The organism is Aneurinibacillus tyrosinisolvens, assembly GCF_001015055.1.
Classification (GTDB): domain Bacteria; phylum Bacillota; class Bacilli; order Aneurinibacillales; family Aneurinibacillaceae; genus Aneurinibacillus_A; species Aneurinibacillus_A tyrosinisolvens.
On record NZ_BBWZ01000017.1, the window covers coordinates 38,349 to 59,926 of the forward strand.

The 21,578-nt window shown below is 42.8% G+C and carries 22 protein-coding genes and 1 tRNA gene; 18 read left to right on the forward strand and 5 right to left on the reverse strand.

All coding sequences use genetic code 11. The features are described 5' to 3' along the window. The first annotated feature begins 45 nt into the window (after nt 1-45). Nucleotides 46-780 carry a glycerophosphodiester phosphodiesterase gene (locus MBEAL2_RS15610; protein WP_369405506.1) on the forward strand — a complete coding sequence of 245 codons (735 nt, stop codon included), beginning with the start codon at nt 46-48 and terminating at the stop codon, nt 778-780. A 55-nt stretch (nt 781-835) separates the two neighbouring features. Here MBEAL2_RS15610 and MBEAL2_RS15615 read toward each other — a convergent pair whose 3' ends face one another. Then, nucleotides 836-2,050 (reverse strand): S1C family serine protease, encoded by a 1,215-nt coding sequence (locus tag MBEAL2_RS15615; RefSeq protein ID WP_047153205.1) that lies wholly within the window; start codon nt 2,048-2,050, stop codon nt 836-838. Between the two features lie 188 nt (nt 2,051-2,238). Between MBEAL2_RS15615 and tkt the strand changes: the two genes are divergently transcribed. After that, nucleotides 2,239-4,254, forward strand: a complete 2,016-nt coding sequence (gene tkt, locus MBEAL2_RS15620) for a transketolase (protein WP_047153206.1) — start codon at nt 2,239-2,241, stop codon at nt 4,252-4,254. 63 nt (nt 4,255-4,317) lie between these two features. Here the strand turns inward: tkt and MBEAL2_RS15625 are convergent, their stop codons facing one another. Further along, on the reverse strand, nt 4,318-5,118 hold the full coding sequence (locus MBEAL2_RS15625) for a polysaccharide deacetylase family protein (protein WP_052947754.1): 801 nt from the start codon (nt 5,116-5,118) through the stop codon (nt 4,318-4,320). A gap of 431 nt (nt 5,119-5,549) precedes the next feature. On the opposite strand from MBEAL2_RS15625, the gene MBEAL2_RS15630 reads away from it, so the two are divergent. Both MBEAL2_RS15630 and MBEAL2_RS15635 read left to right on the forward strand, forming a co-directional pair. Continuing rightward, complete coding sequence (locus MBEAL2_RS15630; protein WP_047153207.1) at nt 5,550-5,933, forward strand: YmaF family protein; 384 nt, start codon at nt 5,550-5,552, stop codon at nt 5,931-5,933. Between the two features lie 228 nt (nt 5,934-6,161). Then, nucleotides 6,162-7,436, forward strand: a complete 1,275-nt coding sequence (locus tag MBEAL2_RS15635; protein WP_047153208.1) for a PAS domain S-box protein — start codon at nt 6,162-6,164, stop codon at nt 7,434-7,436. A 59-nt stretch (nt 7,437-7,495) separates the two neighbouring features. Here MBEAL2_RS15635 and MBEAL2_RS15640 read toward each other — a convergent pair whose 3' ends face one another. Next, complete coding sequence (locus MBEAL2_RS15640) at nt 7,496-7,678, reverse strand: aspartyl-phosphate phosphatase Spo0E family protein (protein WP_047153209.1); 183 nt, start codon at nt 7,676-7,678, stop codon at nt 7,496-7,498. A 128-nt stretch (nt 7,679-7,806) separates the two neighbouring features. On the opposite strand from MBEAL2_RS15640, the gene MBEAL2_RS15645 reads away from it, so the two are divergent. The 7 genes from MBEAL2_RS15645 (at nt 7,807) to MBEAL2_RS15675 (ending at nt 15,326) form a co-directional block, all read left to right on the forward strand. Beyond that, nucleotides 7,807-8,361 (forward strand): transposase, encoded by a 555-nt coding sequence (locus MBEAL2_RS15645; protein ID WP_161798219.1) that lies wholly within the window; start codon nt 7,807-7,809, stop codon nt 8,359-8,361. A 158-nt stretch (nt 8,362-8,519) separates the two neighbouring features. Beyond that, nucleotides 8,520-8,858, forward strand: coding sequence for an SdpI family protein (locus MBEAL2_RS15650; RefSeq protein ID WP_047153211.1), 339 nt, complete (start codon nt 8,520-8,522; stop codon nt 8,856-8,858). 752 nt (nt 8,859-9,610) lie between these two features. Beyond that, a complete protein-coding gene (locus MBEAL2_RS15655) occupies nt 9,611-11,128 on the forward strand; it encodes an NADH dehydrogenase subunit 5 (protein WP_047153212.1) in 1,518 nt (505 codons plus the stop codon). Between the two features lie 5 nt (nt 11,129-11,133). After that, nucleotides 11,134-13,746, forward strand: coding sequence for a DUF2309 domain-containing protein (locus MBEAL2_RS15660; RefSeq protein ID WP_236692899.1), 2,613 nt, complete (start codon nt 11,134-11,136; stop codon nt 13,744-13,746). A gap of 187 nt (nt 13,747-13,933) precedes the next feature. Further along, nucleotides 13,934-14,299: a Na-translocating system protein MpsC family protein gene (locus MBEAL2_RS15665; protein WP_173427723.1), complete on the forward strand. Its 366-nt coding sequence runs from the start codon at nt 13,934-13,936 to the stop codon at nt 14,297-14,299. Nucleotides 14,300-14,335: 36 nt separating this feature from the next. Beyond that, on the forward strand, nt 14,336-14,842 hold the full coding sequence (locus MBEAL2_RS15670; RefSeq protein ID WP_047153215.1) for a carbonic anhydrase: 507 nt from the start codon (nt 14,336-14,338) through the stop codon (nt 14,840-14,842). A 238-nt stretch (nt 14,843-15,080) separates the two neighbouring features. Further along, on the forward strand, nt 15,081-15,326 hold the full coding sequence (locus MBEAL2_RS15675; RefSeq protein WP_201780823.1) for a hypothetical protein: 246 nt from the start codon (nt 15,081-15,083) through the stop codon (nt 15,324-15,326). Between the two features lie 229 nt (nt 15,327-15,555). On the opposite strand, the gene MBEAL2_RS15680 is transcribed toward MBEAL2_RS15675, so the two are convergent. Beyond that, on the reverse strand, nt 15,556-16,059 hold the full coding sequence (locus MBEAL2_RS15680; RefSeq protein ID WP_047153217.1) for a hypothetical protein: 504 nt from the start codon (nt 16,057-16,059) through the stop codon (nt 15,556-15,558). Nucleotides 16,060-16,319: 260 nt separating this feature from the next. On the opposite strand from MBEAL2_RS15680, the gene MBEAL2_RS15685 reads away from it, so the two are divergent. Further along, nucleotides 16,320-16,667, forward strand: a complete 348-nt coding sequence (locus MBEAL2_RS15685) for a type II toxin-antitoxin system HicB family antitoxin (protein ID WP_047153218.1) — start codon at nt 16,320-16,322, stop codon at nt 16,665-16,667. Between the two features lie 173 nt (nt 16,668-16,840). On the opposite strand, the gene MBEAL2_RS31140 is transcribed toward MBEAL2_RS15685, so the two are convergent. Next, a tRNA-Sec gene (locus MBEAL2_RS31140) sits at nt 16,841-16,937 on the reverse strand. 276 nt (nt 16,938-17,213) lie between these two features. Between MBEAL2_RS31140 and MBEAL2_RS32950 the strand changes: the two genes are divergently transcribed. The 6 genes from MBEAL2_RS32950 (at nt 17,214) to rplW (ending at nt 21,577) form a co-directional block, all read left to right on the forward strand. After that, the gene (locus MBEAL2_RS32950) at nt 17,214-17,336 is read left to right on the forward strand and encodes a hypothetical protein (protein WP_439644878.1); all 123 of its coding nucleotides are present in this window, start codon (nt 17,214-17,216) and stop codon (nt 17,334-17,336) included. A gap of 127 nt (nt 17,337-17,463) precedes the next feature. After that, nucleotides 17,464-19,395, forward strand: a complete 1,932-nt coding sequence (gene selB, locus MBEAL2_RS15690) for a selenocysteine-specific translation elongation factor (RefSeq protein ID WP_052947755.1) — start codon at nt 17,464-17,466, stop codon at nt 19,393-19,395. A gap of 243 nt (nt 19,396-19,638) precedes the next feature. Next, nucleotides 19,639-19,947, forward strand: a complete 309-nt coding sequence (gene rpsJ, locus MBEAL2_RS15695) for a 30S ribosomal protein S10 (RefSeq protein WP_047153219.1) — start codon at nt 19,639-19,641, stop codon at nt 19,945-19,947. 63 nt (nt 19,948-20,010) lie between these two features. Next, nucleotides 20,011-20,643, forward strand: coding sequence for a 50S ribosomal protein L3 (rplC, locus tag MBEAL2_RS15700; protein ID WP_047153220.1), 633 nt, complete (start codon nt 20,011-20,013; stop codon nt 20,641-20,643). A 20-nt stretch (nt 20,644-20,663) separates the two neighbouring features. Then, entirely contained in the window at nt 20,664-21,287 is a 624-nt protein-coding gene (rplD, locus tag MBEAL2_RS15705) for a 50S ribosomal protein L4 (protein ID WP_047153221.1), read from the forward strand. After that, the gene (gene rplW, locus MBEAL2_RS15710; RefSeq protein WP_047153222.1) at nt 21,287-21,577 is read left to right on the forward strand and encodes a 50S ribosomal protein L23; all 291 of its coding nucleotides are present in this window, start codon (nt 21,287-21,289) and stop codon (nt 21,575-21,577) included. The genes rplD and rplW overlap by 1 nt, the downstream gene beginning before the upstream one ends. The last annotated feature ends 1 nt before the right edge of the window (nt 21,578 follow it).

The window sequence follows — 21,578 nt, forward strand, 5'->3', positions numbered from 1 at the left end:
AGACTGCTGGTAATTAAGGCAGTCTCTTTTCTGAAAAAGGAGAACATGATGTTAAACAACGTATGTGTTGCCCACCGGGGATGGTCCGGCCAGGCACCTGAAAACACGCTTGCAGCGATTAAGATGGCTGCCAATCACCCTGACATTGCTATGCTGGAAATCGATGTTCAACTGAGCCGGGACGGTATACCTGTGATTATCCATGACTATACATTAGAACGTACAACGAATGGTGCAGGAAAAGTTGGGGATTTCACGCTCAAAGAATTAAAAGAGCTGGATGCAGGCTCCTGGTTTAGTACGGCTGCTGCGGGTGAAGCGATCCCGACCCTGGAAGAGGTTTTGCAGGAAACCAGGGGGAAGGTAAAACTAAATCTTGAAATCAAACGCGGAGGCGACTGGTACCCTGGCATTGAAAAGAAAGTGGCAGATCTGGTCCGGCAATATGCTATGGAATCAGATGTTATCATGACAAGCTTCAATCACGAAACGATTCATACGCTTTCAAAAGTTGCCCCCAGTATCAAAACCGGGCTCATCATCTATGGGTACCCTGCTTTAATTGAGGAGCTTCTTGCTTATACAGGTGCCTCTATCCTGTCCATGGGCTACCAGTATATCACAGACAATTTAGTACAAAGCTGTCTTAACCATGGAGTGGATTTGATTGCATGGACGATTGATCAGCCTGAAGATATGCAACAGATCGCAAGGATGGGTGAACGAATCGCCATTTGTACGAATTACCCCGAGCGCTGGTTTTCAGCAAGAGAGATATAATTTGCTTTAAGGAAAATCGAGATAGGGAGAGGCGGATGATTGTCCGCCTCTTCATTTAAGGTAGTATAGTATTCGAACTATCTCCGCTGCTTGCGGCGGCAGATAACGAGGTCAGCTTGACTGACAGCGTTTGTTCTTTACCGTTACTGCGGTAAACGGTTAGTGTTACGGTATCCCCGATTTTTTGCTTAAAAAGCTCCGAGTGCAGGCTGAAGGAGTCAGTAATCTTCGCCCCGTTCATGGCTGTAATTACATCCCCTCTTTGCAGTCCGCCACGTTTCGCTTCAAGTGACTGTACCTGGGTAATCAGGACACCCTGGGCAACGGGAAGATTTAAATTTTGTTCATTTGCATTTTGCTGTACATCACTTACGCTAATCCCTAGTGCGGGATAATCTATGTGTCCCGACTTTACAATACGATCGATGATCTGGCGGGCCTCATTAATCGGAATGGCGAATCCCATTCCTTCCACACCGCTCTTTGCAATTTTAGAACTGTTAATCCCGATAACCTGTCCTTCTACATTACACAGTGCCCCGCCGCTGTTCCCGGGATTGATGGCGGCGTCTGTTTGTAAGACGGCCTGCTGATTAAGCGTCTGGCCGCTTTGCTCATCGGTAACGGGCATCATCCGCTGGGTGGCACTGATCACTCCAGTCGTTACCGTTTGATTAAACTCTTGCCCAAGCGGATTCCCGATAGCAATAGCCGGTTCACCAACCTGCAGTTTGCCTGAGTCACCTAAAGTTGCAACCGTAGTTATATAAGCAGTAGGAATTTTAAGTACGGCCAGATCGCTATATGGATCGGTGCCGACTACAGTTGCCTGTGCCTTCTTTTCATTAGGCAGCAGAACTTCTACCTTTGAGGCTCCCTCCACAACATGGTTATTCGTTACGATGTATCCTTCTTTATCAAAAATAATTCCGGAACCTTCTCCTTGTTCCTGAATGGCTGATCCTTGATTAAACGGATCCGAAGAAGTTTTTCCGTAATTAACAATGCCGACGATAGCCGGCTTTACCTTTTTAACGGCTTCAACGATTCCGCCATTTACATTTACGGATACATTGCTTACGGGAACAGGTGTAGAAGCAGCTGCTTTGCTGCTCGTTTGTTGAGTTGAGATTGGCTGGGTAGTGGATATTGGACTTGATTTCATCATAGCAAAGGTAGACGCTGACCCGACAAACGCTGATAGTGCAACTAGAGCAATCGACTTTTTCCATCCTGTGCTTCTGCTCGTTTTATCATCATAGAATCCCATGTCGCTTCCTCCCTGGCTGTTTTTGTAGTTTTGAACTTTCTTTACTTTAACCAAGAAAGGTGAAAAAACGGTGAAAATTTGCGGGAGCAAAATTGAACCAGGAGGCAGACATGGAAAAGGAAAGTAGTATACTATTACTAAGCATGGATACGATATGAAGTGAATGCAGCGAAAGGAGCTTATAAGAAATGAAAGAAGAACTGAAGATTATCGATGAACTCGCAGTTGCTACGATTCGTACGTTGTCGATTGACCAGGTAGAAGCAGCGAACTCTGGCCATCCGGGCCTGCCGATGGGGGCAGCCCCGATGACTTATGTAGCCTGGACTCGTTTTATGAAGCATAACCCGGCAAATCCAAACTGGTTTAATCGCGACCGTTTTGTCCTGTCTGCCGGCCACGGTTCCGCGTTGCTTTACAGCCTCCTTCACCTAAGCGGCTATGACCTTAGCATTGAAGATCTGAAAAACTTCCGTCAGTGGGGAAGCCGTACGCCGGGACATCCTGAGTTTGGCCACACATCTGGTGTAGAAGCAACTACTGGTCCGCTCGGTCAGGGCTTTGGCATGGCCGTAGGGATGGCTATGGCAGAACGATTCCTGGCTGCTACATACAATCGTGACGGCCATGATGTTATTGACCATTACACGTATACGCTCTGCGGTGACGGGGATTTAATGGAAGGCGTACAGGCGGAGGCGGCTTCCCTTGCCGGGCACTTAAAACTGGGCCGTTTGATTGCCCTGTATGACTCCAACAACATTTCACTTGACGGAGACACCGATCAGGCCTTTACCGAGAATGTAGCGAAACGTTTTGAAGCTTATGGCTGGCAGGTTCTGCGCGTAGAAGATGGCAATGATCTTGAACAGCTTGCTAAAGCCATCGAAGAAGCCAAACAGGATACCACACGCCCTTCCTTAGTCGAAATTCGTACGGTTATTGGATACGGAAGTCCAAATAAAGGCGGGAAGTCGGCGGCCCATGGTTCTCCGCTTGGCGCGGATGAGGTGAAGCTCGTCAAAGAAGCGTATAAATGGGGACACGAGCCATTCCATGTACCGGCAGAAGTTCGCGCCCACTTTGACAAGCTGAAAGAAGCGGGTGCAAAGCTGGAAGCGGAATGGAATGAGCTATGGCAATCCTACAGGCAGAAGTACCCGGAAGATGCCAGGATGCTGGAAGCTGCTATGCATGGCAGGCTGCCGGAAAACTGGGATGCTGACCTTACTGTATTTACGCCGGCTGACGGAAAAATTGCCACGCGTGATGCATCCGGAAAAGCGATCAACGAAATGGCACAAGCGATCCCGTATTTCCTTGGAGGATCAGCCGACCTGGCCTCTTCCACTAAAACGAATATCAAAGGGGAAAATGTATTCAACAGCCATGATTACAGCGGGCGCAATATTTGGTTTGGTGTACGTGAACACGGCATGGCGGCTGCTATGAATGGTATGTCGCTGCATGGCGGGGTTAAAGTATTCGGGGGAACGTTCTTCGTATTCTCAGATTACCTCCGTCCGGCTATCCGCCTTGCTGCTTTAATGAAGCAGCCGGTTATTTATGTATTAACCCATGATAGTATTGCGGTAGGGGAAGACGGGCCTACACATGAACCGGTTGAACATTTGCCGGCACTGCGGGCGATCCCTGGCTTAACGGTCCTGCGTCCTGCTGATGCAAATGAGACCTTTGCGGCTTACCACTATGCGTTAGGTGAGAGCGAAGAGCCGGTTGCGATGGTGCTCTCCCGGCAAGGGCTTCCAGTGCTTGAGAAAACGGATGAGCTCGCAAGAAAGAATGTACGCCGCGGTGCCTACGTACTGAGCGATACAGACGGAGAACCTCAAGTCATCCTAATTGCAACCGGATCTGAAGTCCAGCTGGCTGTTGAGGCACAAAAGGCGTTATCTGCCAAAAACGTGAAAGCACGCATTGTGAGCATGCCAAGCTGGGAACTGTTTGAAAAGCAGCCTGAAGACTATAAAGAGTCCGTTTTACCTTCCGGTGTAAAAGCGCGCGTGGCGATTGAAATGGCTTCCCCGTTCGGCTGGGAACGGTATGCAGGCCAGCAGGGTGCGATTGTGGGCATCAATACATTTGGGGCTTCCGCACCCGGCAATAAAGTAATGCAGGAGTACGGCTTTACAGTTGATAACGTAGTAAGCACTGTTGAAGAGGTGCTCTCGAAACAAGCATAATTACAAATATCATCCTCTAAACTAAAGCAGCCGTCCTGCAATCGGGACGGCTGCTTGCTCGTTTTAGGGTTTTATTACAAGGTCAACGCATTCGTCTCCTGTCTTTTCTTTTGTACTTTGACGTACTAAATCAGAAATCGTAACAAATTTGTATCCTTGTTTAGAAAGGATAGAAAGAATTTTCTCCAATGCTTTGACGGTTTGTGTTCGATTCACGCCAGAATCATGCATTAAAACAATCTGCCCGGGCTCTGCATGCTGTGTAACCCGTCTTACTATCGTTTCTATCCCGGGATTGGCCCAATCTTTTGGATCTTGATTTTTTGACCAGATGACAATGATATGGTTTTTCTTTTTTGCTGCGCTGATAACAGCACTGTTTTGTATCCCTGCCGGGGGGCGAAAGAAAACAGGATATTTTCCAGTTAAAGAATAGATGGTGTCATCTGCCTTTTGAATTTCTTTCTGCAGCTGTAATGAGGTGATTTTTCTCATGGAAGGATGTGAAAATGTATGGTTTCCAATTTCGTGACCCTGCCCGTCCAGTTCTTTAATGACGGACGAAAAGCTTTGTGCACGTTGTCCTGTGACAAAAAAAGTTCCCTTTCCCTGGTATTTGTTTAAGACTTTCAATACGTTTCGGGTGTAAACAGGATGAGGACCGTCATCAAAAGTAAAAGCGATGAGTTTTTCTTTTACATTGACTTTATAAAGGGGAGAAGCGGAGAAGCAATTTATTCCTCTGTGTCTAACATTCATCGAACTATTCATTGAAGCATGTTCTGTATTCGTTTCTTTTGCTAGTATCGCAGATAAAAAAAGGACAAGTAGTGATATGTTTATGAGTGTTTTTTTACCATTCATTATCGGTCCAGCTTTCGTTTTTTTGTAGGCTGTTTTCTTTATATAGTTTATCCTTCTTTTTCTTTATTAGAAAATATTCTCCATAATATGGGTGTACCTTGAGGCGGTTTTCCCATAATTCGCTCCATCGTGTAAATCGAATAATCCAACGGCGCACAATAATGGCTTGAATACAAAGGGAAAAAAGATGCTAAGACCTGTCAAATACAAACAGGGATTTTTTCGCTTTTCTTAATATTTCCTTCCAACCATTTTATATTCTCAGGTGAAATACATTTAATACGCAAAAGGCATTTGCCTAACACTCGTACCTCTCCGCTTACATAAGGTAATATCATCGAAGAAACTCTTTCGGGGCTAATTAAGAGCTTCTCAAGAAAGAAGGGGACATTCGGTAATATAAGAATGCATACGGAGGGGGAAACGTCTTTATGAACAAAAAAACACCAAATAAAAAAAGTTTTAAGATAAAAAGTCAATCGAATCGCAAAACAAATTCAAAAGGATCGACACAGACCCATGTACACGAATTTCTAGGCAGTACGAAGCTAGCAGAAGCAGGGGATGAGAGACATAACCATCGTTTTGCAGGAGTTACAAGTGAAGCCATTCCCAGGGGTAATAGTCATGTGCATGTCATATCAACGAATACGGACTTTTTTGATCATCATCATGAAGTTGCTATAACAACGGGTCCTGCTATTCCTGTCGGTAATGGGAAACATGTACATTTTGTTAGAGGAAGAACAACACTGGACGATGGACACGTCCATCAATTTGTATTTGCCACATTAATTCAAAAGCCCCTCATCTGAATGATAAATAGTGAATTGATGTTTATTTGTATTACAAATTGAACTTTGATTTGGGGACACTTTTCTCCCAGAAGGAAAAAGCAAAATAATTTTCGACAATCCAATAGCTAAAGTGGTATGTCCTTACTAAGAATAGTAAGGATCATTTTTTTGGTATGCTCTATAATTATATGTAAGTCGATAGGAAGCATGGGCTTTTGGAGATAATTACATAAGGGAGCAGTATAGATGGATAGTAAAAGGTTGAAAATTATCACAAAGAGTAAACGAGTCAAGCAAAGTTCCAAAGAAATTGAGGATCGTTTTAACTCGCTTCTCGAAAATAATCCTGATTCTATTTGTTCGCTTGACTTACAAGGTAAATTTACAAGTGTAAATCCAGCCACTGAGAGGATTACTGGGTATTCAACTCAAGAAATTCTTAACCATTCATTAAAATCATTTATTACTAAAGAAAATATTATGAAGGTGCTACGATATTTTAAGCGAACGGCACAAGGTGAATCACAAAATTATGAGGTTACCATCACTCATAAGGAAGGTCATCGGATTGAGCTGAGTGTTAAAAATGTTCCAATTATTGTTCGCAATAAAATTGTAGGTGTCTATATCATTGCAAAAGACATTACGCAACGAAAACAGATGGAGGAACAACTTCGTGAGAGTGAAAACAATTACCGTTTTATAGCAAAGAACATGTCAGATTTAATTATTGTTTTGGATGAGACAGGTGTTGTTCAGTACGCTTCTCCGTCACATAAGAGGGTCTTAGGATTCTCACCAACCGTTTATGAAGGTAGAATGGTATTTGATTTGGTTCATCCAGAGGACATTTCTTTCGTGCAAAATATATACAAGAAAATGATAATAACAAAATTGCCTCACCTCGTTGAGCTTCGATATAAACATAGCAATGGGGATTGGATCGCTGTTGAGGCAAATGGGATGCCTGTAATTGGGGGAAATGGGGAAGTTATAAATGTTGTAGTTGTCGCCAGAGAAATTACAAAGCGACGCCAAGCAGAAGAAGCATTACAAGAAAGTGAAAAACAATTACGTACATTAATTAATGCTCTTCCTGATGGTGCATTTTTAAAGGATGGAGAGGGGCGATGGTTAGAAGCGAATCATGCTGGACTTCACCTTTTTCAATTAGGGAATGCTCCTTATAAGGGAAAAAGGGATACTGAATTAGCTATTTATAGTCAAGTTGCAGGAGAGGCATTTCTCAATTGTCAACGTAGCGACGAGGAAGCATGGAAAGCACAGAGAATGATACAGTTGGAAGAGGTTATTCCACAACCGGATGGGGTATCTAGAACTTTTGATGTCATTAAAGTACCTACTTTTTATCCTGATGGTAAACGGAAAGGAATTGTGGTCATTGGTCGAGATATTACTGAGCGTAAAAAGACGGAAGAAATCATACGCAAAACAGATAAGTTAGCTGTTATAGGTGAATTGGCAGCCGGCATTGCCCACGAAATTCGGAACCATTGTTGAGATTGTTTTACCGGCGTGAAATTAATATCCTTGTTCTAGAGAAAATCAAAATAAAATCGCTATTCTATACAGAGATAGCGATTTTTTTTATGCTTCATTGACTTTACAATTAAAAAATCGAGTTCTTGACTAAGATGAAGGATCTCTGGATGTTGAAAATTGAAATGATGCTGTATTGCTTTATCCGCTAGAATTTTTTTTAGTTCATCTATGGTTAATCTTAACTCCACTTCTTCAATCACCCTAGACCTCTCCCCAATAAATAACAAGTTTTGCAAGCATATCTTACATTATCTAATGTTAAAGCTCTCCGAACAATAATATTTTCTCGACAAATCGTGACATTTCTGAACATGCTTTAGTCCGTGAATTGGATACGCTTGTAGCTGATGGTGCTTATTACCGAGCAAGTACAGCGATACACGCAGAGAAAGTAAACGTAGCGTTCCATGTTTCAAAGATGACGGGGTCTTCCGTTCCGGATGACCGAATGGGCGTCGATACATTCGAAATGAACGAAGAAACGCATCAAATTGTTCGTTGTCCAGCTGGACATGCCCCTTTATATTCAGAATACAAGCCAGAAAAAGAAGTGTATCGTGCTAAATTTGCAAAACCAGACTGTGAAAACTGTCCTCTTTTACACCGTTGTCCTGTGGAAGAAAAAAAAGAAATGAATACGCTCCGCTTTACAGAAACAAAGCGTCAGGCTGATCGAATGCGTACCAAAATGGGAAGTGAACGGCATAAAGCACTCGCGAATTTTCGTGCAGGTGTAGAGGGAGTGCCTTCTGTTCTTCGACGTGTTTACCGGATTGATGAATTACCAATCCGCGGTTTCGTGCGCTCAAAAATATGGATTCATTTCAAAGTCATGGCGTATAACATCAAAAGAGTAAACCAATATGCCCGCCGGGCATCGTAAGATGCTCATATCTCGTCATATAGAACAAAAACTCAGGATGAATTTACCCACTACTTTATCTTAGACTACAAAAAAGCCATCCTTTTTGGGGTCTAATCTAAATATATGTTATTATTTAAACTGTAATATTATTCCTTTTTTTATGAGGAGTGGAAACAATGCTGCTTATGAATGTTGGGATTAGTGTATTGATTGGAATTATCTTTATTCTGTCTGGGCTGCTCTTAAAGTACAAACCGCCAAGAAGTATCAACGCGATTTATGGCTATCGAACTTTCCGTTCCATGAAAAACACGAAGTTGTGGAGGGAAGGAAATAGATACAGTGCTGAAATTATGGTAAAGTATGGTTACTTTTTTATGATTATCGGAAGTTTATTTAGCGTTATTTTCAAACAAGCGTCTGTTACTTTGCTTTTTATTATGGGTCTAATGTTAGTGTTAATCATCTGTATGTTTGTAAGAGTAGAAAAAAGACTAAAGCAGTTGGATAAATAAAAACGATTAAAAGAGGAGTAATCTTTCAGTGTTATATAGGATGTTGCTTAATTAACTAACGAGCAGCTTAGTAAAATAAAATGGTAAACTTTTAATTAAAGCGCAATTTATTCAAGAACGAAAGGGAAAAAATAAATGAAACTTTTTTGGAAGTACGCAAGGTGGTTTACAGGTTTTTGGATATTGTATGGAATTGTAAAAGTTGTATATAATTTTACGAAAAATCAAGCCTTCGATTTCCAAACATTTGCTTTAGCACTCGGTATGGCAGTTATTTTTTTCAAGCGAAAAAAGAGTACAACAGTTTGAAATAAAACATGGATTTGTTTAATTTAGTTATGAAACCATGACAAAGAAAGGATGGGATTTTTAATTGGTTTTATTACAACCCTTGACGGGGTATATAATAAATACTAGAATATAGGCAGAGAATCATTAAGTGAAATCCTTACGTATGCTCTATTCGTGAAATCTATTATGAATGGTGTTAAGAGATTTGCGGAGTTTCGAATGCAATTCAATATAGAAAATTAGGTAGACTTTTCAAAAAACCAATTGGTTAGTTGACAGTAAACCGACAAGTTTCAGAGATTAATGGTTATAAGACCATGAATTCTGGATTTGTCGGTTTTTTTTATTTGAAAAAAAGGGCCTAAACAAGGAAAGGAGCGTTTTTAAAATGATACCAATGGTTATTTCTGATTTTAGTATTTTTGTTGCTTTCATCTAATTCTTGCAAGGGAGGAAACCGGATGATAGGCCTTAGCTTTATTTCATTCCCAATCGCATTTCTTATCGTACTTGCAATTTCTTTGCTTAGCGCGATATTTCTGTTTTACCCTCGTGTTCCCGTAACTTTTGTTCGGATTCATATCGGCCTTATATCATTACCGCCAATAGTTGCCTTATTAGCTCTTGTTTTTGATCATAGAAATGTCTTTTTGGGTCCTTGGCAGTTTGATTCATTATCCTGGCTTATCGCATTGTTCGTTCTTACCATTAATTTATTTGTACAGCGTTACTCGGTTCATTACTTACTGGGCGATTGTTCGTACCGAACCTATTTTGCGCTTCTTACCTTCACTACGGTTGCGGATTCCGTTGCTTGGCTGAGTGACGATTTACGGTGGCTTTTGGCCTGTTGGGGAGCTACGCTTCTTGGACTCACGTGGCTCATCCGTTTGAAAAAAGAGTGGCATGTCGCCCGAAATGCAGCTTTTCTTTCCGGGCGACTGTTTTTAATGAGTTGGCTTATCTTGCTCGTCGCGATACTTTGGATGGCGCATGTTACAGGCCATTGGCAGGTGTCACTTATTCTAACCCCAACCAGTCTTGCAGAGTTTAGTTCATGGGAGAGGACATCTATCAATCTACTTCTTGTCGTAGCTGTCATAATCCCAGCTGCTCAATGGCCGTTCCAACGCTGGTTGTTAGATTCGGTCGTGGCTCCCACACCAATTTCCGCTGTCATGCATGCGGGCATTGTGAATGCCGGAGGACTTCTGCTGACCCTTTTTGCTCCAATTTTTAACGACAGTGCGGCACAGATGGTTTTGCTCGTGTGGTGTAGCCTTTCAGTCCTGATTGGGACCGGAATCATGTTGGTTCAGGTGGACTATAAACGACAACTCGTAGGATCTACAATGGCACAAATGGGTTTCATGTTAATTCAGTGTGCATTAGGTGCATATTGGGCAGCGATTGCTCACGCCATATTACACGGAGTTTTCAAAGCAACTTTATTCTTACGAGCTGGTTCTGCAATCGAGCACAATAAACCCCTATCTCGCTATGCACCATATTCCCTTTTTTGGAACGTCATTGGCGTTGTATTAGGGCTTATCGTAGGTATAGTTGTTTGGCTTACGTCCCGCGGTCACGTGTATCAATTGGTAAGTGCCATATTCTTAGGTTGGTCTGTATCACTGGCATGGACAAAACTTGTGGCTCAAGGATATGGCCGCATTGGGCGTATTGCAGGGGCTTCCCTATTTGCAGGAGTTGCAGTCGTATTTTACATGACTCATAACGCCTTTTATCTACTGTTACAGGCAGCCGTACAAAAAGGATTGCAACCGCCCATACTATCGGGTATTTTGCTTGTGTTTCTATTGTTCCTTGGAAGCTTTATAGGATCGTGGTTCGTTCGTCGGCAGTCATCAACGTCTTTTGCCATTCTTTATTTATGGCTTGTGCATCTGAGTGAACCTCAAAACGATTCTGTCGAGATCCATCCAACATATCTAATAAAATCCCTAACGAGGAGGTAATAGATGTGATTCCTACTGCCCAACCAGTGCAGGTAAAAAAGAAATCTGATTTCCAAATTCGAGAAATTGAGCAGTATGTCAAATCCGCGAGTGAAGTTATCGCACCTCTTGGACCTATACAAACATTTGCGGCACGTCACCCGTGGATGAGATTGGAGCGGCATTCTTTTGAGCAAGTGGCACGACGATTCAAAGAGACGTGTGATGTAGATATGTATCCGAGCGATTTCGTATTCCATTCTGCGTGGAATCATGGCGAGATTCACATGTCGTTTCTTGAAATGGGTCTTCAAAAATGGCTTGATTCCCAGTCGTTAAACCTACCGCGAAAAGTTGCCGAACAGTTCTGCCTGACTGCTTTACTAAATGCGCCATCTTCGAAACTTCTGACAACACCTGAGGTGAAACGGTTGGCAAAACGACTAAACTGGTTTAACCCTCAGATTACAAAACCAGATGTTGTACGAACCTACAGTCAGCGTTTGGAACAGGATGGGATTACAGAGGTAGCTTCCAATCTCAATCGCCATTGTATCAAGTGGTGCAAATTATTCTTGGATGAATCTCAAGCGGTTTGGTCCATGCCCCAACGAGAAAAAGGATTCTATCAGGCGTGGAAGAGATTTGTTCAGTTTGACCCAGCAATATCATCCGGCGTACGGAAACAACTGAAAGGACTACCAAGTGAGGCGGACCGGGCATTACAAGAAGTTTTGTTGAAACTTGAAATCCCTGAGTCGAATATACAAGGTTACCTGGAGGCCCATTTGCTTACCATGCCCGGGTGGGCGGGGATGATGCTTTGGCGTTCCCAACAAAACGATCAAGAAAGCTCCCTGCTTTTGGAATATTTGGCTGTTCGAATTTGTATGGAGTGGGCCTTCCTCAAACGGTATCTTCCTTTGTCGAAGGAACGAACGAAGGAACCCTTACTTTTGGAATCATTGATTGCTGCCTGTGTACAATGGGGGGACCTGCCAATTCACGAATGGGCGAAGGTATCCGATTCCGAATTAAAAGCACGGTTGAACCTTGCTTATCGTTTCGATAAAACGGTACGGAATCGGCTTTGGCTGGAAGCTTGGGAACAAACCTACGAAGAAAATGTTAGGAAGAGGATCACATCTGGAGCACACACAGAAACCAAACCTACGCCGCCTACATTAGCTCAATTTGTGTTTTGTATTGATACACGTTCTGAGTCCTTTCGCCGCCACCTTGAACAGGCAGGTCCATTCGAAACCTTTGGAACAGCTGGCTTTTTCGGGCTTCCGATAGAAACCTGTACACTTGGGAACCAACACACCCATAACTCATTACCAGTGATGTTTAAGCCCAAACATAAAGTCAAAGAAATGTCACATGATAAGGAATATAACTCCTATCTTCAGAGACAACAGGCGGCTAATTCTCTTAGTTTTACGTTTGACGCAATGAAACACAACATGTTTACAAGTCTCGTACTGCCGGAGATTAGCGGACCTTGGCTTTGTTTACAGACCTTGGCACGCTGCTTTGTTCCACGGGGCATAGGGATTTCCTTGCGCAGACTTCGGAACACATGGCTCCGTAAACCTTCAACAGAACTCACACTCAGTCAGATACACACTACGGGAACGGAGTTAACGATTGGTTTTTCCGAGAAAGAAAAAGTGTACTATGCACGGCAAGCTCTAAAAATGATGGGGCTTACCGAGCGTTTCGCTCCTTTGGTGGTTATTTGCGGTCACGGTAGCCACAGTACCAATAATCCTTATGCTTCATCTTTGGATTGTGGGGCATGTGGAGGGACGTCAAGTGGATTCAATGCCCGGGTACTTGCGACCTTATGCAATCTGCCAAGTGTCAGGCAAGCACTTAAAACTGAGGGTATTGTGATTCCCGATGATACCCTATTTGCGGCTGCCGAACATATCACATCATTGGATACGTTACGTTGGCTGTATGTTCCCGCACTTTCTCCTGCAGCGCAAGAAGCTTTGAATCAAATTGAATCTACGATGCAAAGGGTGAGTGAGAAGGCAAATGCAGAACGACTTTCACGCTTACCAAATATTCGCACACAGCTCAGAAATCCAAATGCGGAGGCACAACGCTTTGCTGAGGATTGGAGTGAGATACGGCCAGAATGGGGGTTAGCGCGTAACGCCTCCTTTATCATTGGAAGTCGTACACTTACCCGAAATTGCAACTTGGATGGAAGAACGTTTCTCCAAACCTACGACTGGAAAAAGGATAGGACCGGCACGTTGCTTTCCAACATCATTACAGGTCCGGTAACGGTTGCCCAATGGATTAATCTGCAATATTATGCATCTACCGTTGCCCCTCATTATTACGGAAGCGGGAATAAAGCGACTCAAACCGTAACCTCTGGGATTGGTGTTATGCAGGGGAACGCCAGTGACTTATTGACAGGACTTCCTTGGCAGTCTGTCGCACAATCGGATAATGAAATGTACCATGAACCATTGCGTTTGTTGGTGGTGATTCAAGCGCCAAGAAAGTACGTGGAACGGTTGTTGGAACAAGTGCCTGAATTTCGTCAAAAAGTCCAAAACGGATGGATTCGGCTTGCATGCATAGAACCAGAGGGAAACTGGGAAAGTTGGTCATGACATCTTTCCCACCAATCGACCGGGAGCAGGGATAGAAAGGATTGGTTTTTCCAATACTATACCAATGTGTTCCTTGATTAGGTCAATTCTATGAGAGAGGGATAAGAAAATAAGTATGAGTAAATCAAAAGAGGCTACAGAAGCTGAAATCAGTAAAGTATTAACAAAGAGGGATAAGAAAATAAGTATAAGAAAATCGAAAGGCGCTACAGAAGCTGAAATCAGTAAAGCGTTAACACAATGGGAAAAAAATTACCTAGGCGTTGGAGCGGTAGCTGTAAAATCCGATATCTTACGAAACATGATTATTGTTCAATTGGATCATGTCTTAACTCCCGCTGAATATTCCTTATGCAAAGATAAAGATGGAATGTTGTCTGTCAAAAGGAACCGTAATGGCTTGGTAGAATCGGGGATTGAACAATTAAAAGAAATCATCTTCAAGATTACAGGTGAAGAGGTCGCCAGTTTCCACACCGATATTAGTACAAATACGGGAGAACGACTCATGGTTTTTAAATTTGCAAAGAATTTGGAAGCCCAATTTTCATAAATTGATTCATATAATTTTATTATAGGGGTGAATAAAATGATTAAGGAGCAAATAAATAAAAGCTTATTTATTATAGGAATGGATAACACAATAGAACAGGTACAAAAAGCGTTCAATATCCATTCTGATGATATGTTAGTGTTACAAATTTATGGTCCTGTTATCACAGAACCCTATAGCGATCTCATGCGAGATATCATCCTTTCGGTGTATGAGGAAAACGTTGAGGAAATTTATGTAGTCGGCACAAAAGGCAAACCAACAAATGCAGTTAATATGCAAGAAGTATTGGACAAAATTTATGAAAAAGAAGAATTACGAGAACAAAGAGAAGTATTAGATTATCTATTTAAAACTTGTATGCCTGAATTTCCTGAGACCTCTATGCGTGAATGGTTAGAGGGCAGCAAAACGATAATGGATGGTGTACAAACAAGTGTCCAGATTATTCGAAATCATTCACTTGTTCCATCCAATGTGAACGTTCGCGGAATCATCATGGACAAATCGAATGGGAATCTATCAGAACTAAAAGTTTCATAAGTAAATTGATGAAATACGCCCACACACTCATGATTTTTTGATTTCTCAAACATAAGCGCATCTCCTTTTCTATTATATAGGAAAAGGGCGTTCTTAGATGCTGGGACATGAAAAGGCATCAACCACTCAAATTTATGCCCAGTTGCGGGGGGAGCGACGCAGTGAACTTTATAAACGATATTTTTAAGAGCCGACATGGCTCTTGTTTTACTTATCCTTCATCGACCCGAAGGGCTTGTTGAGGACTATGCCGGATGACCCCAAAGTTAGCTTCTATTTAAAAATAAAGGAGTTAGAAGCACGGTTACAGCCTTCCTGTGACGATAAGAGAATGATGCTTAATTCCTTTATCATGTCCGGGACACCTTCTTCGGATTTGAAAACGTGGTGGAATATGAGCAAACCGGAGCGTGAGGCACGCAACGTACTTTGTCTTGACAATAGTGATTGTATTGAAGTCATGATTGGGAAAATTTTGGGGTAATAAGAAATCACACTCATTTGGTTGTTCAATAACTTGAAAATATTATTAGATTTTCGAAACAATGTGGTAGCTTGACCACATCTTTACCACAACGTGTAAAAATAAGAGGCATCTCGTGAGTTCAAACTTTGCGGGATACCTCTTTGTAATTTTCGATAAGTAAAAATTGTTACAAAAGAATAAATTTTTAGGAGGGACAAATAAAGTCGGTCTTTTTTCTATAGTTATGTTAAAACGACATAAAAGTCCTTTTCTGATGCTTATTGCTCTTATTTTCTACTCCAAAACGGACCCATAAGGCTTTTTGCAACCCCTTTAATAAAGAGGGATCATCCATATAATGCTTTTGTAATGTTTTCAATAATATGTTGAATAATTTCATAAATGTTCTTGAAAATAAGAATATTGGTAATATAAGAAAAATCAAGTTTAACAGGTAGAAGCTGATAACTTGAATAGTGATAAAGAGTCGTGAATTTTCTCTATGCATAATACCTTCAAGTACGATATTAAAAAAATACCATACTAACACGGAAACCATCACGTTGGCGGCTTCACTTAATTCCATACCAGCATGCGTATTTTGCATTATATAGGCAATATCAAATCCGGTTAAGACATCTCCCAGGATCGGGACGCTATTGAATAAAGAACTTGCAAAAATATTATAGGTTCCATTTGTGATGATATAACCAATAATTACTGCAATTATAAATCGTATTAACCTATCCATTATATTTTGGGACCTCCCTTTTTAAGTAAACAAATGAATTATATCAAGATTTTTCAATATTGGTAAGAAGGGTAGCGAAAGAATAAAGACAAAGATTAAACAAGTAAATTACTTGTTGTGTTAGGATCTTACATGGTAGCTAAATAAAAATCTTATATTAATAGCAATAATCTTTGCGAAAAGAGCATTTATTTTATATAAAACTTTACTTTATTTATTATTTGGTACCATATATGATACTATCTATATGAGGTGAGTGTATGGAAAATAAAAATATTGAGTATTACATGAATTTACCTTATACATTGGAATTTACCAAAGGAATTGGGGAAGATAATTATTTTTACGTTAGAGTAAAGGAATTAGAGGGTTGCGCTTCATATGGAGATACCCTGCGAGAAGCGTATGAATCTATTCGTGAAGCGATGGAAGGATGGATTGAAGTAAAATTGGAATACGGAGATCCAGTTCCAGAACCTGTGGATGATGATTATAGTGGTAAGTTTAATGTACGAATTCCAAAATCTCTCCATAAGCACCTAACGGTAATGGCGGAGAAAGAGGGAGTTTCTTTGAATCAATATGTACTATATAAATTATCCCGCTAAATAGAACGAGTCTTGGATAGTTAAACCCAGGGCTCTTTTTTCATAATTTATTGGCAAAAGGTATCATTTCAAAATCGTGTGACCAATTTGTGACTAAATAGAAAAAAACCACAGAGTTGTGACCACAAGAATTACATGTGTATAAGCGGATGAAACCCTTGGTATATAAGGATTGGCGGGAGAGGGTGGGAATCGAACCCACCGGACGCCTCACGGACGTCCCACTCGGTTTTGAAGACCGGGGAGGGCACCAGCACCCCATCCACCCCCAAATCATACTCGAAACGGTTAACTGTCTTAACCATGCGTACTATTGTAACATAACCCGCGTAAAAATCCTATAAACCAGCTTTTTCATGTGCTTTTGCATAACGTTTTCGAGCACCTTCTTCTATCCTTTTGTTATTTTTGCCTGATTTACTCAATGGAAAACCTTCAAAAGTGAATTTTTGCAACATTGCCCAATTGTTTGCGTAAGAGAGGAAGGGAATTCCAGATTGGATGTGAAATATACTATCTAGATCATACCATGAGGAGGTATTCAGCTTGAAAGCAGTAATGGTTACTGAATTTGGCGGACCTGAAACAATGGAGTACATGGATGCAGACATGCCGTCTATTAACTCAAAACAGGTTTTAATTCGTGTCGAAACAACCAGAGTTAATTAGAAAAGTAACCTTTTTTGAAAAAAAGACACAATACCGTTAAGATGAAGAGAAGAGTGCATCAAAAGCTTTACCGCCGCCTGCTTACGAATGAGCTGCGCCAGGCGGGAGGAGAGGAGCGGTATTACGATTGAACACAAATGACCTTACATACCATACGATTGGCATTGCCGGCCATATTGACCACGGTAAAACTACACTGACTAAACAGCTTACTGGCATTGATACGGACCGGCTTAAAGAAGAAAGGGAACGGAGCATCTCCATTGAACTTGGCTTTGCGCCCTGTACGCTGCCCGGAGGCGAAACAGTCGGGGTAGTGGATGTACCCGGGCACGAACGTTTCATCCGGCAGATGATTGCGGGCGCAGCAGGCATCGATCTTGTTCTGCTTGTCATCGCCGCCGATGAAGGTGTGATGCCCCAGACGAGGGAACACGCTGATATTCTCGGCTTTCTTGGCATTCATAAGGGCATTATCGTTTTAACGAAGACGGATATCGTTGACAGTGAGTGGCTGGCCATGGTTCGGGAGGAAGTAAAGGAATGGGCGGATACGACCTTTTTATCCGGGGCTCCCATCGTGGCGGTGAGCGGAAAGACCGGAGCGGGCATCGACCTTCTAAAACAAGAGATGCAGACAGGCATTGCCTCGATTCCTTCCAGAAAGCAGGGCGCGCCTGCACGGATGCCGATTGATCGGGCGTTTAAAATAAAAGGTGCCGGCACGATTGTCACAGGGACTGTTTATGAAGGAACGATAGCAGAAGGAGATTCACTGCAGCTTCTGCCGGATGGTGGTACCGTGCGCGTAAGACAGGTCCATGTACACCATAAACAGGTAAGCGAAGCGTTCGCCGGACAGCGGGCTGCAGTCAATATAACGGGTGGACAATCGGAAACAGCGGCGAGAGGCACGACGCTGGCAGCGCCAGGGTATTTTCAAATGACAGAACGGATTGATATTCGCCTGGCTGTGTTAAAGAGCCTCTCTTTTTCGTTGAAACAGCGGGCAAGGGTGCGCCTGCACATTGGCACGTCGGAAGTAATGGGCACCGTTATTTTTTTTGACAGAAACGTGCTGGAGCCCGGAGAGGAAACGGTATGCCAGCTGCAGCTGGAAGAGAGCATTGTTACGAAGAAGGGCGAACCCTTTATTCTTCGCAGGCTTTCTCCAATGGCAACGATTGGCGGCGGCCAGGTTATCGATCCGTATGCAGAGCGGCATCGCTTCGGGGAAGAAACAGCGTCCAGGCTGCGGCGGCTTGCGGAGGGGGACCCGCGCGAGCAATTAGAACAATACCTGGAACAGGTTCAGTTTGCGACGGTGGACGACGCCATGCAGCAGCTTGCAGTAAATGAAGAAGAAATGTTAGCCATTCTAAGACAAAAGGAAACCATCCTGTCCATTGGCGGCTCAGAAAATGCTTCCGGAAAGGAAGGGCGCTTTCTTCTGCTGGCCTCTACGTTAGAACGCTGGATGGAGCGCGTGGAGGGAGATTTGAAGGAGTATCATGAGAAGCACCCGCTCCGGCCGGGTATGGGGAAGGCCGCGCTGAAAAGCGCGCGTTTCAAAAACACGCCGGAGCAGCTGTGGCGTTTGTTCATTCAATGGGCATGCCGGCGTGGGAAGCTTGCCGAAACAGCGGATGTTATCTTTTTGCCTTCCTTTACTGCCGAGTTCCCTGAAAGGCATAAACAGGCCATGGAGCAGGCGCTGCTACAATTAGAGAGGGCGGGGATCACTCCCCCGGCATGGAACGCGCTTATGGAGGAGTATAAGATTCCGGAAGCGGCAGCTGGTGACTTAAAAGCGTACCTTCTTAATAAGGGAGAGATTGTTCAGATTACGGATGAGTTTTATATATATAGGAAGGAATGGGATAAAGGAATTGAAAAGCTGCAATCGTCGCTTGGCAAAGAACCGGTGGTAACGCCTGCCGCTGCGAAGGAAGTGCTTGGCTTATCCCGCAAATACCTCATTCCGTTTCTTGAGTCCCTCGACAAAAATAACATAACGAGGAGGACGGAAGAAGGCCGGATCTGGAAAAAAAATAATTAGAAAAAGCACCTTGCATTTCTATATGAAATGGGATAGAATATTCAAGGTCTGAGTTAATAAATATTTGACACAGAAAAAACTTGCATTCATTATTAGAAATCGATATAATAGTTGATGTTGGTTTAATAGACGCGATGACGCGGGAGGTTGCTGACACACCAGGTTCCGATGCCATGGCCGGTGTGCAGGTTTTTCCGCTGAGAACTGTCTGTTTTATAAAATAGGCGAAAAGGAGGGACTACAATGGCAAAGCAAAAAATTCGTATCCGTTTAAAAGCATACGATCACAGAATTCTTGATCAGTCCGCAGAAAAGATTGTTGATACTGCAAAGCGTTCAGGCGCAGAGGTGTCTGGGCCGATTCCGCTTCCGACTGAAAAAACCATATTCACGATTCTTCGTGCGGTACACAAATACAAGGATTCCCGTGAACAATTCGAAATGCGCACACACAAGCGCCTTATCGACATTGTGAATCCAACACCGCAAACGGTTGATTCGCTTATGCGTCTTGACTTACCATCTGGTGTGGATATTGAAATCAAACTGTAATACCCGATATAAACGATGATGAAACGAATAGATAAAACAATCATTAATTAGGAGGTGGCTATCATGACCAAAGGAATCTTAGGTAGAAAAGTTGGGATGACTCAAGTTTTTACTGCGGAAGGTGTAGTAGTTCCGGTAACTGTTATCGAAGCGGGTCCTTGTGTTGTTCTTCAGAAGAAGGATACAACAACGGACGGATATGAAGCGATTCAAATCGGCTTCGCTAACAAAAAAGAAGTACGCACAAACAAGCCTGAAAAAGGCCACGCAGCAAAAGCGAATACAACACCTAAGCGCTTCGTACGTGAACTTCGTAATGTGGATTTAGGCCAATACGAAGTAGGTCAGGAGCTAAAAGCTGATATTTTTGCACAAGGAGAAATCGTAGACGTAACCGGTACTTCTAAAGGTAAAGGTTTCGCGGGTTCGATTAAACGCCACGGACAATCACGCGGACCAATGGCACACGGTTCCCGTTACCATCGCCGTCCTGGTTCTATGGGCTCCATTTCTGCAAACCGTGTACTGAAAGGGAAAGCACTTCCTGGACGTATGGGCGGAGAAAAAGTAACTGTTCAAAACCTTGAAGTTGTTTCTGTTGATACAGATCGCAATTTGCTCCTCATTAAAGGTGCAATTCCAGGGCCGAAAAACAGTTTTGTAACTGTGAAAACAGCCGTTAAAGGCAACAAATAAGTAAGAAAGGAGGACTCACAATGCCTAAAGTAACACTTTTTAATCAAGCTGGCTCTCAAGTAGGTGAAATCGAATTAGCGGATGCTGTATTCGGAATTGAACCGAACGAATTCGTGCTTGCTGATGCTGTAATTGCGCAACAGGCTTCCCGCCGTGCAGGTACTCATGCTGTAAAGAATCGTTCAGCGGTACGCGGTGGTGGTCGTAAACCTTGGAAACAAAAAGGAACAGGCCGTGCCCGTCAGGGTAGCATCCGTTCACCACAATGGGTAGGCGGTGGTGTTGTTTTCGGACCTACACCTCGCAGCTATTCTTACAAGCTTCCTAAGAAAGTTCGTCGCCTTGCGATTAAATCCGCTTTATCTTCTAAAGTTCAAAACGAAGAAATCCTGGTTCTGGATTCCCTGGCGTTTGACGTGCCGAAGACAAAAGAAATGATCCAAGTGCTCGGAAATCTTAAAGTTGATAATAAAGTTCTTATCGTTACAGGAGAGTACAACGATGCGGTTGCATTGTCGGCTCGTAACATCCCTGGAGTGAAGTTCGTCCCTGCAAACGGAATTAACGTTCTTGATGTTCTGCATCATGACAAGTTACTTATTACGCAGGATGCAGTCGCAAAAGTTGAGGAGGTGCTTGCATAATGAAAGATCCTCGCGATATTATCAAGCGCCCGGTTATTACCGAACGTACTGCTGACATGATGTCCAGCAACAAATACGTATTCGAAGTTGATTTACGTGCGAATAAAACTGAAATTAAAGATGCCGTTCAACGCATTTTTGATGTAAAAGTTGTGAACGTAAATACACTGCGTGTAAAAGGTAAGCCGAAGCGCGTAGGTAAACATATGGGACGTCGTTCTGATTGGAAAAAAGCGATTGTTCAATTGAGTGAAGATAGCAAAGCTCTTGAGTTCTTTGAAGGTGTTTAAT

Coding starts and splice junctions, on each gene's coding strand:
- rplW (WP_047153222.1), top strand. CDS start 21,287: ATGAAAGATCCTCGCGATATTATCAAGCGCCCGGTTATTACCGAACGT.
- MBEAL2_RS15610 (WP_369405506.1), top strand. CDS start 46: ATGATGTTAAACAACGTATGTGTTGCCCACCGGGGATGGTCCGGCCAG.
- MBEAL2_RS15630 (WP_047153207.1), top strand. CDS start 5,550: ATGAACAAAAAAACACCAAATAAAAAAAGTTTTAAGATAAAAAGTCAA.
- MBEAL2_RS15635 (WP_047153208.1), top strand. CDS start 6,162: ATGGATAGTAAAAGGTTGAAAATTATCACAAAGAGTAAACGAGTCAAG.
- rplC (WP_047153220.1), top strand. CDS start 20,011: ATGACCAAAGGAATCTTAGGTAGAAAAGTTGGGATGACTCAAGTTTTT.
- MBEAL2_RS15615 (WP_047153205.1), bottom strand. CDS start 2,050: ATGGGATTCTATGATGATAAAACGAGCAGAAGCACAGGATGGAAAAAG.
- tkt (WP_047153206.1), top strand. CDS start 2,239: ATGAAAGAAGAACTGAAGATTATCGATGAACTCGCAGTTGCTACGATT.
- MBEAL2_RS15650 (WP_047153211.1), top strand. CDS start 8,520: ATGCTGCTTATGAATGTTGGGATTAGTGTATTGATTGGAATTATCTTT.
- rpsJ (WP_047153219.1), top strand. CDS start 19,639: ATGGCAAAGCAAAAAATTCGTATCCGTTTAAAAGCATACGATCACAGA.
- MBEAL2_RS15680 (WP_047153217.1), bottom strand. CDS start 16,059: ATGGATAGGTTAATACGATTTATAATTGCAGTAATTATTGGTTATATC.
- MBEAL2_RS15685 (WP_047153218.1), top strand. CDS start 16,320: ATGGAAAATAAAAATATTGAGTATTACATGAATTTACCTTATACATTG.
- MBEAL2_RS15670 (WP_047153215.1), top strand. CDS start 14,336: ATGATTAAGGAGCAAATAAATAAAAGCTTATTTATTATAGGAATGGAT.
- MBEAL2_RS15625 (WP_052947754.1), bottom strand. CDS start 5,118: ATGAATGGTAAAAAAACACTCATAAACATATCACTACTTGTCCTTTTT.
- rplD (WP_047153221.1), top strand. CDS start 20,664: ATGCCTAAAGTAACACTTTTTAATCAAGCTGGCTCTCAAGTAGGTGAA.
- MBEAL2_RS15655 (WP_047153212.1), top strand. CDS start 9,611: ATGATAGGCCTTAGCTTTATTTCATTCCCAATCGCATTTCTTATCGTA.